Source organism: Sporosarcina sp. So3-204, assembly GCF_058068165.1.
Genome location: NZ_CM176485.1, coordinates 371,005 through 387,504 on the forward strand (window position 1 = coordinate 371,005; position 16,500 = coordinate 387,504).

Consider the following 16,500-nt stretch of genomic DNA (forward strand, 5'->3'; position numbering starts at 1 on the left):
GCAAACCCTAAAAGGAGTTGAGTGTTATGACAGTAAAACTAGACGGTCAAAGTGTAACTGAAGTGCATATCGAGCATGTTCCGGGTATGGATGAATCATTATATCCGAAAACGAATAAAGAGAGAACAGTAGGACCCATCGCATATTTATTTATGTGGATAGGGGATGGCGTAAATCTTGGAAATATGACGTTAGGGGCTAGTCTAGTTGTAGCTGGACTTGCAACACTCAACATTTTTCAGACATTTGCAGCAGCTATTATAGCAATCGGAATTATTTCAACTATTTTCGCACTAAATGATAGATTAGGATACAGAACGGGAATACCATATGTTGTTCAACTTAGAATGTCATTTGGAGTAAAAGGTTCAGTTATATCTTCCTTAATGCGTGGTGTACCTGCTATTGTTTGGTACGGCTTCCAAAGTTGGATTGGCGGAACCGCTTTAAATGAAATTATGAAAATATTTACAAACGGTTCGTTTGATAGTGTTCTTCTTTGTTTCGCAGCACTTCAAGTGCTACAAATTGTTCTATCGTTGTTCGGATTCCATGCGATTAAATGGGTCGAGGCAGTTGCTTCACTTGTAATTATGGTAGCGCTTATTTATGTATTTGGACTTCTTTTAACATCTCATAGTGAAGTTATTACTGAGAAATGGGTACATGCTAAAGGGTCATGGGGTCTACCATTCTTCGGGTTTATCATGATCTTCCTAGGGAATTATGCAGCAATCTTCTTAAGTGCTGGTGACTATTCAAGAGAATTGAAAGCGGGTATTAGTGACGGTAAACGTGGACTTCTATACTTTGCGCCAATCTTAATCGCTTATGGTTTAACATTGACAATCGGTGCTATGTTAGCATCTGCAACAGGGATCTCTAATCCTGTAAAAGCATTTGCAATTGTAGTAGATAATCCGTATATTACGGTCTTTGTATCAGCATTTATTGTGTTAGGTGTAATTGCAGTAAACATGGTTGCGAATATCATTCCACCAACTTATGTTATTACATTACTTACGAAATTGAAGTATAAGCCAGCTGTTGTCATTACTGGAATACTTGCTTCATTTTCATTCCCGTGGATACTTGTACAAGATTCTTCGGCAAAAGGACTTGGAATGTTCATTCTTATCTACTCTGCATTCCTAGGACCAATCGTTTCTATCTTGCTAATCGAGTATTATATATTAAGAAAGCAAAAAATTGATATTAAAGATTTGTATGATGATGAAGGTCAGTTTGCTGGATATAACCCAGCCGCTTTGATTGCTTTGGCTATCGGTGCCGCTGCTGCATTTACAGTAGTAGAGTTGGCTTGGATCATTGGTTTCGTTGTTGCAGGTATTGCATATATACTTCTTATGAAATTTGCATACAAAGACTCTAGATTCAGAAAAGGAACGATATTTGAAAAGTAAAAGCTTATAATAATTAATCATTTTCATAATAGGGTTTTATTGCTACACCACCACAACATATAGTCGAGTTGAACCGTTCTCGAACAATATGTTGTGTCGTTGTAGCAAGTTAAGGTAATTATGAAATTGATTCTAATAGAACCTTTAAAAGTTTATGGAAATACCACAGTCACTTAGGTTGTGGTATTTCCGCATTATAGAATAAGATTTAATAGAAATATATATAGGGGTGAAACATAATGTATGATTTAATTATTAAAGGCGGTAAGGTAGTTTTTAGAGACGATGTACAGATAGTAGATATCGCAATTAAAGATGGAAAAATATCTGCGATTGCTGAAGCAATAGATAGTAAAGCAAAGCAAGTAATTAACGCCGAGGGGCAATATGTAATGCCTGGAATGATTGATACTCATGTTCATATATGTGAGCCTGGCCGTACTGAATGGGAAGGTTTTGTAACGGGCACAAAAGCGTTAGCGGCAGGGGGCACAACTAGTTATGTGGATATGCCTTTAAATGCACTACCCGCAACTGTTGACAAGGACTCAATTCAATTAAAGAAAGAAGCTGCCAAGGGCAAAAATTATGTTGATTATGCCTTATACGGTGGACTTGTTCCAAGTAATCTAGATAAATTAGAAGAACTATCTGATGAGGGCGTTGTTGCTTACAAGTGCTTTATGGCAACATGTGGTTCAGATATTCCAGATGACTTTACAAATGTTGACGATTATACACTTTATGCGGGAATGAAAAAACTGGCTGAACTAGGTCATATGCTTTCAATACATGCTGAAAATGCTGTTATAACAGATCGTTTAGCAGTAGAAATGGTCAAGCAAGGAAAAACAACGGCGACGTATTATGTTGCTTCTCGACCAGTATTTACAGAAGTAGATGCTGTTAAAAGAGCATTGTTTATGGCTAAAGAAACTGGTTGTAAACTTCATTTTGTACATATCAGTACAGCTGAAGCAATAGAAGAAATCACTGCTGCTCGTAACAGTGGCCAAGATGTATCTGTGGAATCTTGCCAGCATTACTTTACAATTACTACAGCACAATTTGAAGAAATTGGCCCAGTCGCTAAATGTTCACCACCACTTAGGGATGAAGTAGAGCAAGAAAAATTGTGGAGTAAACTAATTGCCGGGGATATTGACATGCTTACGTCAGATCACTCTCCGTGCCCACCAGAAATGAAACATAGTGATACTAATAATATATTTGAAGTATGGGGCGGCATCACAGGTTGTCAAAATAACGTTGATTTAATGTTCGATGAAGCTGTTTTAAAACGGAATGTCCCGGTAACTGATTTTGTTCAAATGATTGCTACAAATCCTGCGAAGCGATTTAATTTACCTACTAAAGGTGAAATCGCGATTGCAAAAGACGCTGATATTATTCTTGTAGATGCGAATCAATCTTATGAAGTTAAGAAAGAGGATCTTTATTACCGACATAAGCATAGCCCTTATATCGGAAGAACTATTAATTGTCGCGTGACAAAAACAATCGTTCGTGGAAATCTAGTTTTTGATGTAGAAACAGGAATTATAGGCGAACCTGTCGGCAAACTCGTTAGTTATAATAAGAAGTAAAGATAGTTTTAGTATAATCAACCCGAAAACGAATCACATTTTCTTTAAAGGAGAGAAGCACATGACTACCTATGACTTGATTATTAGAAATGGCATGATTGTATCAACAGATTCAGTTATTCAAGGAGATATCGCAATTAAAGACGGTAAAATTAAAGAGATATTCATAGGAGAAAGTCTTCAAGCGACTGCCAATCGAGAAATTAATGCTGAAGGTAAACATATTCTTCCGGGACTAATCGATACTCATGTTCACTTTAATGAACCGGGTAGAACAGAATGGGAAGGTATCGAAACGGGAAGTAGAAGCTTAGCTGCGGGCGGTGTAACAACTTATTTTGATATGCCGTTGAACAGTACACCTCCAACGATTAATAAAGAGAATTTGGAGGTAAAGCGTTCTGCTTCCGAAGAAAAGTCAGTTGTGAATTATCGTTTTTGGGGAGGATTAGTTCCAGAAAATATTCAGGATATTAAAGAACTCCATGAAAATGGTGTTATTGGCTTTAAAGCATTTATGTCACCAAGCGGAATTGTCGATTTTAATCATGTAGATGATGTTACAATTTTCAAAGGGATGAGCGAAATTGCGAAAATAGGATCTTTACTTGCTGTACACGCTGAAAGTACAGTCATCTGCGATCAACTTGCTGAAGAAAAACAAAGCCAAAATAAAACATCTGCTAGGGATTTTGTTGAATCTCGACCAATTATTTCTGAAATTGAAGCTGTCAGAAGAATCATTTCATATGCGGAAGCAACTGGTTGTAAACTTCATATCGTTCACGCAAGTAGCCGAAAAGTTGTGGCAGAAATTAATGAAGCTAAACAAAGAGGTGTTGATATCACGGTTGAGACATGTCCGCATTACTTATCCTTGACGATTAAAGACTTGGAAGAAAAAGGCGGCTTGGCAAAATGTTGTCCACCACTTCGTGATGAGGATGAAATTGAAGGTTTATGGAAGGCGATTGCAGAAGGTGAGATTGATATAATAGCCTCTGACCACTCACCGGCACCTCCAGCAATGAAGGAAGTATTGAATGGCGATTATTTTAAAGCCTGGGGTGGCATATCAGGTGGTCAGAGTACCTTAAATGTTATGTTGACGGAAGGGTATGTTAATCGCAAACTTCCATTGGAAAAAATCGTGGAGCTAACTGCGACGAATCCAGCTAAGTTATTTGGACTTTATCCTAATAAAGGAACAATTTCAGTAGAAAGTGATGCTGATCTTACAATTATTGATTTAAATGAAAACTTCGTACTTGAAAAAGAAGACTTGTTTTATCGTCATAAGCAGTCTCCTTATATTGGTAAAGAATTCATTGGTAAAGTAAAAACAACGATTGTAAATGGCCAAGTAGTTTTTGAAAATGGAGAAATACATGCTAGAAAAGGAATAGAAATTAATTTTTAGAAGATAGTGGTTTTAATTCATCTTTATCGTTATTGGCCAACCCCTCAATTTATTAGATAGCGCTCTATATGCGAAGTGCATAGTTTATTAAGTTGTATTTGTTTATTATTGCTAATGATAAATTGATTGAAAACACTTATAATAGACAGATACACATCGGGATTAAGTAATCGTTTTATGGTAAAAAGGAGGTAAAATTTAAATGCAGGGAATTGAAAAGTTAGCGCAAGAGGTTGCTGAAAAGCTCGATTGGTTAGCTAGTTTCGGTAAAGATCCAGCAGGGGGAGTTTCGCGTTTACTCTACTCGAAGGATTGGGTTGAAGCCCAGCATGCATTAAAAGGCTGGATGGAAGAAGAAGGCCTCGAAGTCCAATTTGATGAAGTCGGTAATCTTAGTGGCGTTTTAAAAGGTAGTGACACAAGCGAAACAATATTGACTGGATCTCATGTGGATACTGTAACTAATGGTGGAACATATGACGGTCAATATGGGATTGTAGCGGGAATTATAGCGATACTGCATCTGAAAAAACAATATGGTCAGCCGAAACGTAATTTAGAAATTATATCTCTAGCGGAAGAAGAAGGTAGCAGGTTTCCTTATGTTTTCTGGGGATCGAAGAATGTTATTGGAACTGCCAGCCGTGAAGACGTAGAAAATATAGCTGATTTTAATGGTGTACCTTTCGTTGAAGCTATGAAAGATTCCGGATTTTCATTTAGGGATGAAACCAAACCCGTGCGTCAGGATTTAAAAGCTTTCGTTGAAGTTCATGTTGAACAAGGGAAAGTATTAGAAATAGAAGAAAAATCCGTAGGTGTAGTTCATAGCATAGTTGGCCAAAGAAGATTCACGATTGAAATTACGGGTGAAGCAAACCATGCTGGTACAACGCCTATGGGTTACAGGAAAGACGCTCTTCATGCAGCGAGTCAAATGATTTATGAACTTATGGGTTTAGCAGTAGAACAAGGCGATCCGTTAGTTTTCACCGTAGGAAGAATGGAAGTTAAACCGAATATCGTCAATGTCGTTCCTGGGAAAGTTATTTTCACAGTAGATATGCGCCATACTGATAAAGGTGCACTTATCCAATTTACTGATGTACTAACAAATAACATACAAGAGAATGCTCAAAAGAATGGTGTCGAAGTATCAATAGACATGTGGTTAGATGCAGATCCAGTTCCTATGGATGATACAATCGTTAAGATTATTGAGGCGCAATGCAAAAAAGAAAATATGAATTATAAAGTCATGCACAGTGGTGCTGGCCATGATTCGCAAATATTTGCTGAAATTGTTCCGACGGCTATGTTATTTGTTCCAAGTCGTGACGGCATTAGTCATAATCCGGCAGAATATACAAAGCCTATCGAATTAGCGCATGGCGTTAAAGCGCTGATTGGCACTCTGCATGAACTTGCATATAAAGAATGATCATAAAAGGAGAGTCATAAAAAATGGGTTATCCAAAAGACTTATTAACGAGTAGATCAATTATTGAACATGGTAAATTTGCATTAATTGCACCAGAAGGTTTAGTAAATAATAGCGTTCCAGGATTTGAAAACTGTATCGTTTCAATTCTAGGTTCACCTAGATTAGGTGCAAGTTTTGTGGATTATATTATTACAATGCAAAAAGGTGGAAAAAATAGTGATGGTTTTGGCGGCCAGGACAATATAGAGACATTCGTTTATGTTGTTAATGGTGAAATTAAAGCTTCTGCTGACGATCAAGAATTTGTACTTAAAGAAAGTGGCTATTTATATTGCCCACCTGGTACTACAATGTACTTGGAAAATATTGGGGAAACTGATTCTAAAATATTCCTATACAAGCAAAAGTATCGCCCGCTTGAAGGACGTAAGCCTTGGGTAGTTTCAAACCATGCAAATGATATTGAGTTTGAAATTTATGATGGTATGCATAATGTGCATTTAAAAGATCTTTTACCTACTGAATTCGATTTTGATATGAACTTCCACATACTTTCATTTGAACCAGCGGCATGTCATCCGTTCATTGAGACACATGTGCAAGAACACGGGGCTTATTTATTATCAGGAGAAGGTATGTACAACCTAGATAATAAATGGATTCCAGTAAAGAAAGATGATTATATTTTCATGGGTCCATACGTCCATCAGGCAGCATATGCCGTTGGAAGAGAGAACTTGACTTATGTCTACTCTAAAGATTGTAACCGTGATGTTGAACTATAAAACTTGTTAATTTAATCGATATAATTGGAGGAGTGTTTAACTTTGGGAAATAGTATAAATACAGCAGCGATTGATGAGATAATTAAGGAAAGAATTTTTAGTATAGATGACATTGCGAAGTTTGATAAAGACGAGCCTCAGAAGAATTACTTTTATGAAACGGACAAAACAGTAGGCGCTATTTGGTGTCTAGAACCTGGACAGTCTGTCTATACGCATTCTCATTCGGATGTCGATGATATGTGGGTTTGTGTTCAAGGAGAAGGAACATATTATCCGGATTTAGAGAATGAAATTCATATTAAACAAGGTATGGTTTTATTAGCGAAGCCTAACCAGATTCATGGCATGAAGAACACAGGAACTGAACGTTTTATGTTTGTTGGTTTTGCTGCTGGTACAATCCCAATGGATATTACTTTATACTAAAAATTTTAGTCATACTAATTTTAATAAAAAACAAAAACACTTAGGACCTCGCCATTGCTGCGGGGTTTTTCGTGTGTTTGTAAAATAAATGCTAAAAAACGTTCCCCAATTAATTGAGGAACGTTCTAATTAAACTTCTGTGATCGTAATTTCCTGAGTGCCGAACTTATTTTTAGCGCCGTGAAGAACTGGGCCGACGAATTCATTTAATTGCCAACCGTTTGAAATGGCAGCTGTAACAAATTTCTTTGCTTCAGTGACCGCCTCGTTGACGTTCATACCGTTAGCTAAGTTTGCTGTAATTGCTGCTGCCACTGTGCAACCTGCACCATGATTAAAATGATTATCACTTTTTTCTGCTTCTAAAAGAGTGAAAGTTTTACCGTCATAAAGTAGGTCAGCAGCAGTATCCCGACTAAGTCCTTTCCCGCCTTTAATAAAGACGTTTTTTGCTCCAAGTGCATGAATTTTCTCTGCAGCTATTTTCATCTCATCGATTGATTTCGGTATACCTGTACCCGCAAGTTGTCCAGCTTCGAATAAGTTCGGCGTGATGACTTGTGCATGTGGCAGTAAGTGTTCAATCATTGCATCTACTGTGCCAGGGTTTAACACTTCGTCGTCCCCTTTACATATCATCACTGGATCGATAACAACTTTTTCTAGTTTTGATTCAGCGATTGCATTTCCGGCTGTTTCAATGACTTCTTCTGTACTAAGCATTCCAGTTTTAATTGCATCAATTCCGGTAGAAATAGCGGTTGCAATTTGTGCCTTTAAAACGTCGATTGGCAATGAATATACGCTATGATTCCAATTAGTAGGATCCATCGTGACAACGACTGTTAGCGCCGTCATACCATATGTTCCGTGTTCCTGGAATGTTTTTAGGTCAGCCTGAATGCCAGCCCCACCAGATGTATCTGAACCTGCAATTGTTAAAATCTTTTTTAATGACATGAATGTAATCCTCCTTATTAGTTGGCTAGAATGGTTAAGTTATTTGACTATCATTCGCTGATAAAACTTAAATAAGATGAGGAACATTATTGCCTTGTTTTGCGGCACCCGTAACATTTCTGACTTTGTTACGCATATGCAAATTAGACATATATAATCCCTTTAAACTCATCTTACCATGTCTTTCTAGTTGTTTGCATTGTAAATATCCTATAATGTAAACATACATGATTAAGTCGGAAAACATATGAAAGAGGTGGATTATGGCGAATGATAGAAAGATTGAAGAGATTGAAAGGTTATTGGCTGAACTTAAGTCTGCCAAAAATGAAACAAGTGTGACGGTTGAAGAGTTTACACGACCACGATTTGGGTTTTGGCGTGCAGGAAAACTCTTCTTTTCATTATGGAAGCGGTCGTTTTTACTTATAGCGCTTTGTATAATATTACTAGTTGCGGCTTTACCATTTGTCACGATGTACTTTTTGAAAAGTGGGAGTACATTTACGGAACAAAAAAGTGTTTTTCTAGAGCGGGTTCAAGAGTTGAATGAACTTGCGACAGCTGAAGCTTATACGAAAGTAATTATTGAACGACAAGATAATACGATATTTGGCCAAAGTATCGGGCTTGATGTGCCTGGAACGAAACGTCAACTTCTAGTCGTGATACCTGGTTCTGTCAAGGCCGGTGTTGAGTTGTCAGGACTTTCAGATGAAGATGTCCTTGTTAATGAAGAAAAGAAAACTGTGAAACTAACCTTGCCACCAGCCGAGTTTTTAGGTGGAGCCGAAATTAACTTTGATCAAGTAGAAGTCTTCTCATATGAAGGTCTTTTCCGTGAAAAGGCAAATATTGAAGAAGCGTATGAGCTTGCTTCAGAAGCAAAAGCACTAATTTTAGAAGAAACGAAGGGCCAAGGTGTGTTGCAAAAGGCTGAAGAGAATGCTGAAAAGACGCTACGTGAAATGTTTTCATTCGCAGGCTACGATGTTTCAATTGATTTCAAGGAGTGACGTATTGTGACTAGTGATGACTTGGGTAACGACTGGAATGAAGCGTTAAGTGAAGAGTTCCAGAAACCCTATTATATAAAACTTCGTCAATTTCTACAGAAAGAATACATGGAAGAAGTTGTGTATCCAATAAAAGAAGATATGTGGACAGCATTTAAACTAACGCCATTTAATAAGGTGAAAGTTGTCATTTTAGGACAAGATCCCTATCACGGAGCAGGTCAGGCGCATGGGCTTAGTTTTTCAGTTAAACCCGGCGTGAAGATCCCACCAAGTCTACGTAATATGTTTAAAGAACTTGCGGGTGATATAGGTTGTCCAGTGCCATCAGATGGCTCCCTAACAGGCTGGGCTGAACAAGGTGTACTTATGCTGAATACTGTATTAACTGTGCTGGAGGGTCAAGCACATTCGCATAAACGCCAAGGATGGGAAACTTTCACGGATGAAATTATACGTCGGTTGTCTGAACGGGAAGAACCAGTCGTTTTCGTTTTATGGGGAAGACCAGCTCAAGAGAAAAAAGCGCTTATTGACTTAACTAAAAATGGGATTGTCGAAGCGTTTCATCCGAGCCCACTTAGCGCGAGTCGTGGCTTTTTTGGCAGCCGCCCTTATTCAAAAACGAATGCATTATTAGCGTCTTGGAATAAACAGCAGATTGATTGGTGTCGTACTAGTGAAGGGCTTTAATTTGCCAAGTAGTCGTGATAAAGTGAGTGGAAAGAGGGTGAACGCTATGCCTGTTAATTGTTTTCAATGTGAATCCTTTTTTGTGACTTGGGATCAAAGAAATCCAAGAGGTTGTAAAGCATATGGCTTTAAAACGAGGGAGCTTCCATCAATTGTAGTGAAAAGGTCATCTGGGCTTGAGTGTTTAAATTTTGTACAGAAAAAAGGGGATGTTAGACGTTGATTTCATTTGATCAAATATTAAACGAATTAGAACGTCAATTGCATATTGCACGTAATACGTCTGATGAACGTAAAACACGCGAAGCACTTAGCGCAATCCGTTCGCTTTGTGAAGTTACACTTGGCGATAATGTTGGCGGAGAAAAGAAAATATTTCCTAAAATGATGGCGACAAGTGAAGTGCAATCGATTAGCTCAATCGAAGGGAAGCCGTTAGTTGAAAAGGATGCAAACGGTGGCTCTTTATTTGATTTTTAACCTGAGTCTGCTTGAATTGCGGGTAGGTATTAGGTCATGATTTGCGGATATAATGGTGAAAGTGTCGGATATAATGTTCGTGAGCGCCGATATAATGGTGGAAGTGTCGGATATAATGTTCGTGAGCGCCGATATAATGGTGGAAGTGTCGGATATATTGTTCGTGAGCGCCGATATAATGATGGAAGTGTCTGATATAATAATTCGAACCGCTGATAGTTTGAATATATATCATGATATAATGTGAAATAAATGATTTTATTAAAGAAAGTAGGAGAAGTTATGCCGTTTTTCATTATCGCAGGTGCGATTAACGCAGCGATTGCTGTTGCATTTGGTGCATTTGGAGCGCACGCGCTTAAGGATAGATTGTCTGAACATTATTTAGCTATATGGGAAACTGCAGTTCAGTATCAAATGTTTCATGCGCTTGGATTGATTGTCATCGGGATTTTAATGAGTCCTGCATTACTTGGATCATCCACACAATTGAGTTGGGCGGGTTATTTACTACTCGTGGGAATTATTATTTTTTCTGGAAGTTTATACGTACTTAGTCTTTCTGGCATCGGCATTTTAGGTGCTATCACACCAATTGGCGGCGTTGCATTTATTTTCGGCTGGATCCTGCTTATTGTAGCAACTATTAAATTTGGAAAATGAAACAAAAAAAGTCTTCCACGCCAATTTTGGTGTGGAAGACTTTTTTGATTCATTGAGTTTGTGGGAAGTAGTTTAGTTCTTCGTCAAACTCGGCATAATCAAAATAAATCATTGGGAACAGAAAACGATGACCTGTTCTTTGTTCACTTAATATGACATGATCTCTGCCTGCAGCTTCTACCAAGCCACGTACTGCTTTCGTATTTTTACCAGATTCGAGCGCGTTCTCGAATGAAAAATGGAAAGTTCCGGGCTTACCTCGATTTAATCTTAAAATATTTTCAATGTAGGATTCCTCGCGTTGAGGTCCACCAGGTGGTCTTCCTCCGCCTGGGATTGTTCCTTGAGGAGGCATCGTTTGTTGGTAATTCGGGTTCCAATAATATTGAACCATTAATTCATCCTTTCTTCATCTAATTTATACATTAGGGCAATCTTGTGTAGTAGGGGAGAAAAAACAATGTGATTTGTATCTACCGGTATTCCACTGATTGTACCATTGCACTGGGCAATCTATTGTTATTTTCAATAGTTGCCAAAGAACAACCCCCTCACATGAACCATATGCAATTAAGCAAGTTGATAGAACAAAAAAAGAAGTCGCATATGAACTCGCGACTCCTTTAAATTAATTTATATAGTGAATAATGCAGTTGTTTTTTCATTATCCAGAAGTGTACCTATGAAGAAAGATCCGAAATCTGCATAACGCGCACTGACTTCATCAAAACGCATCTCGTAAATTAACTTTTTGAACTGGAGTACATCATCCGCAAACAATGTTACGCCCCATTCATAATCGTCAAATCCGACAGATCCTGATATAACTTGTTTTACTTTACCGGCATAACCGCGACCAATTTGTCCGTGACTGCGCATTAATTCTTTACGCTTGTCCATATCTAACATATACCAGTTGTCATCGCCGTCACGCTTTTTGTCCATCGGGTAGAAACAGATGTACTGATTGCGTGGCAGTTCAGGATAAAGGCGTCCGCGTACATGTGGATTTTGGTAAGGATCTTCATTAGAATCGCCAGCCAAATAGTTAGACAATTCAACGACTGAAACATATGAGTAAGCCGGAATTGTAAAGTCTGCAATAGCCAATTTATTAAATTCTGCTTCAAGCTCTTGTAGTTCATCCATAGTAGGACGTAATATCATAAGAATAAAGTCAGCTTTTTGACCAATAACTGTGTAAAAAGCATGGCTACCAGTTTTTTCATCATGTGATTTTTGAAGTTTATCTAAGTATACTAAAAACTCATCCAAAATAGTTTGACGTTCTTCTTTTGAAATCGTTTTCCAAGCTACCCAATCAATTGTGCGAAGATCGTGTAGTGCATACCAACCATCAAGTGTAATTGCAGCTTCGTTCATGTATAGTACACTCCTCATATCGTATTGTAAATATCCTAAATAGTGTAGCACACCTATTTCGGAAAGGCTTACGGAAAGGTAGTTTGTCATGAATTTGACATCTTGCTCAGCTTTTCATCTTCAATCTGTTCATGTATGATATTAATAATACAAAATAATTAAAAAACGAAAGGTGTGCATATAATTGACTGATTTTTTTAGTGAAGTAAAACGTAAAATTAGCAACGATAAAAAAACGATTATTTTACCAGAAGGAACCGATGTACGCGTACTTGAAGCAGCTGTGCATCTACATAGTGAAGGTCTTATAAATCCGGTATTACTAGGAAATGAAGAAGAAGTAACACGTGTAGCAAATGAATCCGCAATTGCTATTTCAGGCATTACAATAATTGATCCTATAAAAGCTTCTTATTTCGAGGAACTTGTTGAAGCGTTCGTTGCATGTCGAAAAGGAAAAGCGACTGCTGATCAAGCACGTGAAGCGCTTCAGGATGTGAATTACTTTGGGACAATGCTTGTACATACGGGACGTGCAGATGGACTTGTCAGTGGTGCTGCGCATTCAACTGCGGAAACTGTTAGACCTGCACTACAAATTATTCGTACGAAACCAGGCGTTTCAAGAACAAGTGGTGCATTTATTATGATGAAGGGCGAAGAACGTCTCGTTTTTGCAGATTGTGCAATTACAGTTGTGCCAACTTCACAAGAACTTGCTGAAATTACCGTTGAAAGTGCTAAAACAGCAGCTTCTTTTGGAATTAACCCTCGTGTCGCGATGCTTTCTTTCTCGACGAAAGGGTCAGCAGTCACAGAAGAAACTGAGAAAGTTGTCGAGGCTACAAAAATCGCCCAAACTTTAGCGCCTGATTTAATAATTGATGGAGAATTCCAGTTTGATGCTGCATACATTCCAGAAATTGCTGCGAAAAAAGCACCTGACTCTTTAATACAGGGTGACGCGAACGTTTTCATCTTTCCGTCTCTTGAAGCTGGTAATATAGGTTATAAAATAGCAGAAAGACTCGGTGGTTATGAAGCAATCGGGCCAATTTTACAAGGGTTAAATAAACCAGTAAATGATTTGTCACGCGGTTGTTCGGCGGAAGACGTTTACAAGCTTAGCCTTTTAACCGCAGCTCAAAGTCTGTAAGCAAGCGTAATTATGTTTTAAAATACGCAATAGTAATTATTATGTTAAATTACGTAGGAGCAATAATATGTTAAATTATGAATCACTTTTACGCATACCTGAGTGGCGGTTAATGGATGAATCAATGAGTGGACGTAATCGTTCAGCGTTGGAATCTTTTGCTGCCGATGACACACTATGTCATCTAGTTGGACAACGGATGAGTATGCCAACTATCCGTATATGGGTGCACGATAAGACAGTTGTGCTGGGTATACAAGATCATCGCCTTCCTTATGTTGCAGAGGCTATAGAAACATTAGAAGAGAAGGGCTATAATGCCATCGTAAGAAACTCTGGTGGTCTGGCAGTTGTGCTTGATGACGGTGTTTTAAATATCTCGATGGTTCTATCTGAATATGATGCTTCAATCGATATTCCGACAGGTTATGAAGTTATGTTGGCATTTGTAAAACTGTTATTTCCAGAAGTAAGCGAACAAATAAAGGCATATGAAATTGTAGGCTCTTATTGCCCTGGTTCCTATGACCTTAGTATCGATGGACGAAAATTTGCGGGTATTTCACAACGGCGTTTACGGCAAGGTATCGCGGTTCAAGTCTATCTTTGTGTTGAGGGAAGTGGATCTGAGCGGGCTGCATTAATTGGGGAATTTTATAAGACTGGTTTACAAGGGGAAGAAAGCAAACTCGTTTATCCAACGATAAAACCTGAAGTCATGGCATCATTAGCTGAATTGCTGGAAATGCCCATCACGGTAAACGATGTTGTCATTCGCGTTCAGTTGTTGTTGCGTGATTTTGCTAAAGGTTTCAATATGTCGGGTTTTCAACAAGATGAGATGGACTTGTACGGATTCTATTTAAAACGCGTTTTTGAACGGAATAAAAAAATGCTTGCAGATTAACTTAATTAATTTAATAAAAAAGCATAAAGAAAAGCCACCGATTAATTAATCGGTGGCTCTTTTGATACTAGATTACCATTCTTCTCCATCGTGAAAACAGTAGCATTACGATCTTCATCCTCGTCGAGCGTAACGAGACGCCGTGCCCTGTTCATAATTTGTACAAATTGTTCATAATCCGTACGGAGTGTTTTGTTTTCAAGTTCAAGCTTTTTAATTTCATTTTCTAACTTTAATACATTGTCAGTCGCAGCCTTAGCTGTTTGTTTCCAACGTAGTGAATCACCATCACCTGCACCTGTGTGATGAAGTCTTACGAGATAAGCAATAACCGTTTCGAGCGATAGTGCCGATAACGGAACACTTATTTTTGTCGATTCATCACTAGCCTGTGTTGGCGTGTATAAAAGCTGGCCACGCCGTTTGAAATCATTTCCTAGCATTCGCATTGCCTGTTTCCGCTCTTTTTTCGCGCCTTCTAGTTCCTGGTCATAGCTTTGTCTTACAACTGCGTTCCATCTAAATCCGCATGCTGCAGCTGTTCGATTTAGTGCATCTCCAACTTCCTCAAAAGCACTGAGTTGCGTACTTCCTTCACGCACATGTCTAAGTACAGTTTCGGCCAATAATACATCATTTTCTTCCATCCAAGCATCTTGTCTAACTTTCACCATTGCTGTGCCTCCTGCCTTGTCAAATATCTCTTTCTATTGCTAGTGTGGTCATTGTATAACTATTTTATTCATTATGAATAAAGTATTAATCAGTTTCTGCTTTCAGAGACTACATTTTTTGAGTACAATAGAATAAGGTTGTTAACGGAGGTGTGCAAATGGGGTACAAAAATGAGAAGCTTGCGGAAGAAAAGGTATTTAAAGATCCTGTGCACCGCTATATTCATGTACGTGATAAAGTAATTTGGGATGTTATCGGAACGAGAGAATTCCAAAGATTACGCCGTATTAAACAGCTTGGGACAACTTATCTCGTATTTCACGGGGCAGAACATAGCAGATTTCATCACTCATTGGGTGTCTACGAAATTATTCGGCGCATTGTAGATGATGGTTTTAGCGGAAGACCTGAATGGAATGACGATGAGCGACTCGTTGCTCTTTGCGCTGCATTATTACATGATTTGGGACATGGGCCTTATTCACATGCCTTTGAAAATGTTTTTAATCTCGATCATGAATTATTTACACAAGCTATTTTACTTGGTGATACTGAAGTAAATGAAGTGCTTAGTAGGGTTTCTCCTGATTTTCCACAAAAAGTAGCGGATGTAATCGGGAAAACGTACCCAGACAAACTAGTAGTCAGTCTAATATCGAGTCAAATTGATGCGGATCGAATGGATTATTTACAACGAGATGCCTATTTTACTGGTGTATCTTACGGCCATTTTGATATGGAGAGAATCTTACGTGTTATGCGTCCAACTCAAGACCAAGTTGTTATCAAATCTACTGGCATGCATGCTGTAGAAGATTATATTATGAGTCGCTATCAAATGTACTGGCAAGTTTATTTCCATCCAGTATCAAGAAGTGCAGAAGTTATTTTAACGAAGATTTTACATCGCGCCAAATATCTTTATGAATCAGGCTATCAATTTAAACAAGAACCTGTTCATTTTCTAACGTTTTTTGATCGTACATTTTTATTAGAAGACTATATATCGCTAGATGAAGGTGTTATGACTACGTACTTCCAGCTTTGGATAAAAGAGTCAGATCCTATTTTAGCGGACTTAAGCAATAGATTTATTAACCGTAAATTGTTTCAATATGTTGAATTTAATCCAGCAACACAATATAAAAAGATTTATGAATTAGGAGAACTGTTTAAACAGGCTGGACTTGATCCAGAATATTATCTAGTTGTTGATTCTTCTTCAGATTTGCCATACGATTTTTATCGACCAGGAGAAGAAAACGAACGTTTACCCATTTTTCTGAAGAAGCCTAATGGAGAATTAAGTGAGATATCCCGGTCGTCAGATATTGTTGAGGCGATTTCCGGTAAAATAAGAACCGATCATAAGCTTTATTTTCCTGAGGATATATTAGCAGCAGGTCAAGCAGAAAATCCATTGTATCGTCAAATTCTCCAAATGTTAAAAGGATAGGA

Annotated in this window: 19 protein-coding genes and 1 pseudogene; 15 read left to right on the forward strand and 5 right to left on the reverse strand. The window is 38.1% G+C overall.

Annotated elements, in window-relative coordinates; translation table 11 throughout:
* Positions 1–26 precede the first annotated feature (26 nt).
* From AC3RV6_RS01770 to AC3RV6_RS01795, 6 genes are all read left to right on the forward strand, one after another.
* A complete protein-coding gene (locus tag AC3RV6_RS01770; protein ID WP_489747765.1) occupies positions 27–1,424 on the forward strand; it encodes an NCS1 family transporter in 1,398 nt (465 codons plus the stop codon).
* 236 nt (positions 1,425–1,660) lie between these two features.
* On the forward strand, positions 1,661–3,031 hold the full coding sequence (allB, locus tag AC3RV6_RS01775; RefSeq protein WP_489749160.1) for an allantoinase AllB: 1,371 nt from the start codon (positions 1,661–1,663) through the stop codon (positions 3,029–3,031).
* 61 nt (positions 3,032–3,092) lie between these two features.
* The gene (locus AC3RV6_RS01780) at positions 3,093–4,451 is read left to right on the forward strand and encodes an allantoinase (protein WP_489747766.1); all 1,359 of its coding nucleotides are present in this window, start codon (positions 3,093–3,095) and stop codon (positions 4,449–4,451) included.
* Between the two features lie 211 nt (positions 4,452–4,662).
* Complete coding sequence (gene allC, locus AC3RV6_RS01785; RefSeq protein WP_489749161.1) at positions 4,663–5,892, forward strand: allantoate deiminase; 1,230 nt, start codon at positions 4,663–4,665, stop codon at positions 5,890–5,892.
* 23 nt (positions 5,893–5,915) lie between these two features.
* Positions 5,916–6,680, forward strand: coding sequence for a (S)-ureidoglycine aminohydrolase (allE, locus tag AC3RV6_RS01790; RefSeq protein WP_489747767.1), 765 nt, complete (start codon positions 5,916–5,918; stop codon positions 6,678–6,680).
* 42 nt (positions 6,681–6,722) lie between these two features.
* The gene (locus AC3RV6_RS01795; protein WP_489747768.1) at positions 6,723–7,109 is read left to right on the forward strand and encodes a cupin domain-containing protein; all 387 of its coding nucleotides are present in this window, start codon (positions 6,723–6,725) and stop codon (positions 7,107–7,109) included.
* A 129-nt stretch (positions 7,110–7,238) separates the two neighbouring features.
* On the opposite strand, the gene thiD is transcribed toward AC3RV6_RS01795, so the two are convergent.
* A complete protein-coding gene (thiD, locus tag AC3RV6_RS01800; protein ID WP_489747769.1) occupies positions 7,239–8,069 on the reverse strand; it encodes a bifunctional hydroxymethylpyrimidine kinase/phosphomethylpyrimidine kinase in 831 nt (276 codons plus the stop codon).
* Between the two features lie 263 nt (positions 8,070–8,332).
* Here thiD and AC3RV6_RS01805 point away from each other — a divergent pair, with 263 nt between their 5' ends.
* From AC3RV6_RS01805 to AC3RV6_RS01830, 6 genes are all read left to right on the forward strand, one after another.
* On the forward strand, positions 8,333–9,085 hold the full coding sequence (locus tag AC3RV6_RS01805) for a DUF4230 domain-containing protein (RefSeq protein WP_489747770.1): 753 nt from the start codon (positions 8,333–8,335) through the stop codon (positions 9,083–9,085).
* Positions 9,086–9,091: 6 nt separating this feature from the next.
* Positions 9,092–9,778: a uracil-DNA glycosylase gene (locus tag AC3RV6_RS01810; RefSeq protein ID WP_489747771.1), complete on the forward strand. Its 687-nt coding sequence runs from the start codon at positions 9,092–9,094 to the stop codon at positions 9,776–9,778.
* Positions 9,779–9,824: 46 nt separating this feature from the next.
* Positions 9,825–10,001 (forward strand): uracil-DNA glycosylase, encoded by a 177-nt coding sequence (locus AC3RV6_RS01815; RefSeq protein WP_489747772.1) that lies wholly within the window; start codon positions 9,825–9,827, stop codon positions 9,999–10,001.
* Positions 9,998–10,258 carry a YwdI family protein gene (locus AC3RV6_RS01820; protein WP_489747773.1) on the forward strand — a complete coding sequence of 87 codons (261 nt, stop codon included), beginning with the start codon at positions 9,998–10,000 and terminating at the stop codon, positions 10,256–10,258. Before AC3RV6_RS01815 ends, AC3RV6_RS01820 begins: the two co-directional genes overlap by 4 nt.
* A 36-nt stretch (positions 10,259–10,294) precedes the next feature.
* Positions 10,295–10,453, forward strand: coding sequence for a hypothetical protein (locus AC3RV6_RS01825; RefSeq protein ID WP_489747774.1), 159 nt, complete (start codon positions 10,295–10,297; stop codon positions 10,451–10,453).
* 87 nt (positions 10,454–10,540) lie between these two features.
* The gene (locus AC3RV6_RS01830; RefSeq protein WP_489747775.1) at positions 10,541–10,921 is read left to right on the forward strand and encodes a DUF423 domain-containing protein; all 381 of its coding nucleotides are present in this window, start codon (positions 10,541–10,543) and stop codon (positions 10,919–10,921) included.
* A gap of 49 nt (positions 10,922–10,970) precedes the next feature.
* On the opposite strand, the gene gerQ is transcribed toward AC3RV6_RS01830, so the two are convergent.
* From gerQ to hemQ, 3 genes and pseudogenes are all read right to left on the reverse strand, one after another.
* Positions 10,971–11,315, reverse strand: coding sequence for a spore coat protein GerQ (gerQ, locus tag AC3RV6_RS01835; RefSeq protein ID WP_489747776.1), 345 nt, complete (start codon positions 11,313–11,315; stop codon positions 10,971–10,973).
* Positions 11,316–11,339: 24 nt separating this feature from the next.
* A pseudogene (locus AC3RV6_RS01840) lies at positions 11,340–11,435 on the reverse strand (cell wall hydrolase); the annotation flags it as partial.
* 119 nt (positions 11,436–11,554) lie between these two features.
* Positions 11,555–12,304, reverse strand: coding sequence for a hydrogen peroxide-dependent heme synthase (gene hemQ, locus AC3RV6_RS01845; RefSeq protein WP_489747777.1), 750 nt, complete (start codon positions 12,302–12,304; stop codon positions 11,555–11,557).
* 184 nt (positions 12,305–12,488) lie between these two features.
* Between hemQ and pta the strand changes: the two genes are divergently transcribed.
* Both pta and lipL read left to right on the forward strand, forming a co-directional pair.
* The gene (pta, locus tag AC3RV6_RS01850) at positions 12,489–13,460 is read left to right on the forward strand and encodes a phosphate acetyltransferase (protein ID WP_489747778.1); all 972 of its coding nucleotides are present in this window, start codon (positions 12,489–12,491) and stop codon (positions 13,458–13,460) included.
* Positions 13,461–13,527: 67 nt separating this feature from the next.
* Complete coding sequence (lipL, locus tag AC3RV6_RS01855) at positions 13,528–14,367, forward strand: octanoyl-[GcvH]:protein N-octanoyltransferase (protein ID WP_489747779.1); 840 nt, start codon at positions 13,528–13,530, stop codon at positions 14,365–14,367.
* Positions 14,368–14,408: 41 nt separating this feature from the next.
* On the opposite strand, the gene AC3RV6_RS01860 is transcribed toward lipL, so the two are convergent.
* A complete protein-coding gene (locus tag AC3RV6_RS01860) occupies positions 14,409–15,041 on the reverse strand; it encodes an RsfA family transcriptional regulator (protein WP_489747780.1) in 633 nt (210 codons plus the stop codon).
* Between the two features lie 158 nt (positions 15,042–15,199).
* Here AC3RV6_RS01860 and AC3RV6_RS01865 point away from each other — a divergent pair, with 158 nt between their 5' ends.
* Positions 15,200–16,498 carry an HD domain-containing protein gene (locus AC3RV6_RS01865; protein ID WP_489747781.1) on the forward strand — a complete coding sequence of 433 codons (1,299 nt, stop codon included), beginning with the start codon at positions 15,200–15,202 and terminating at the stop codon, positions 16,496–16,498.
* The last annotated feature ends 2 nt before the right edge of the window (positions 16,499–16,500 follow it).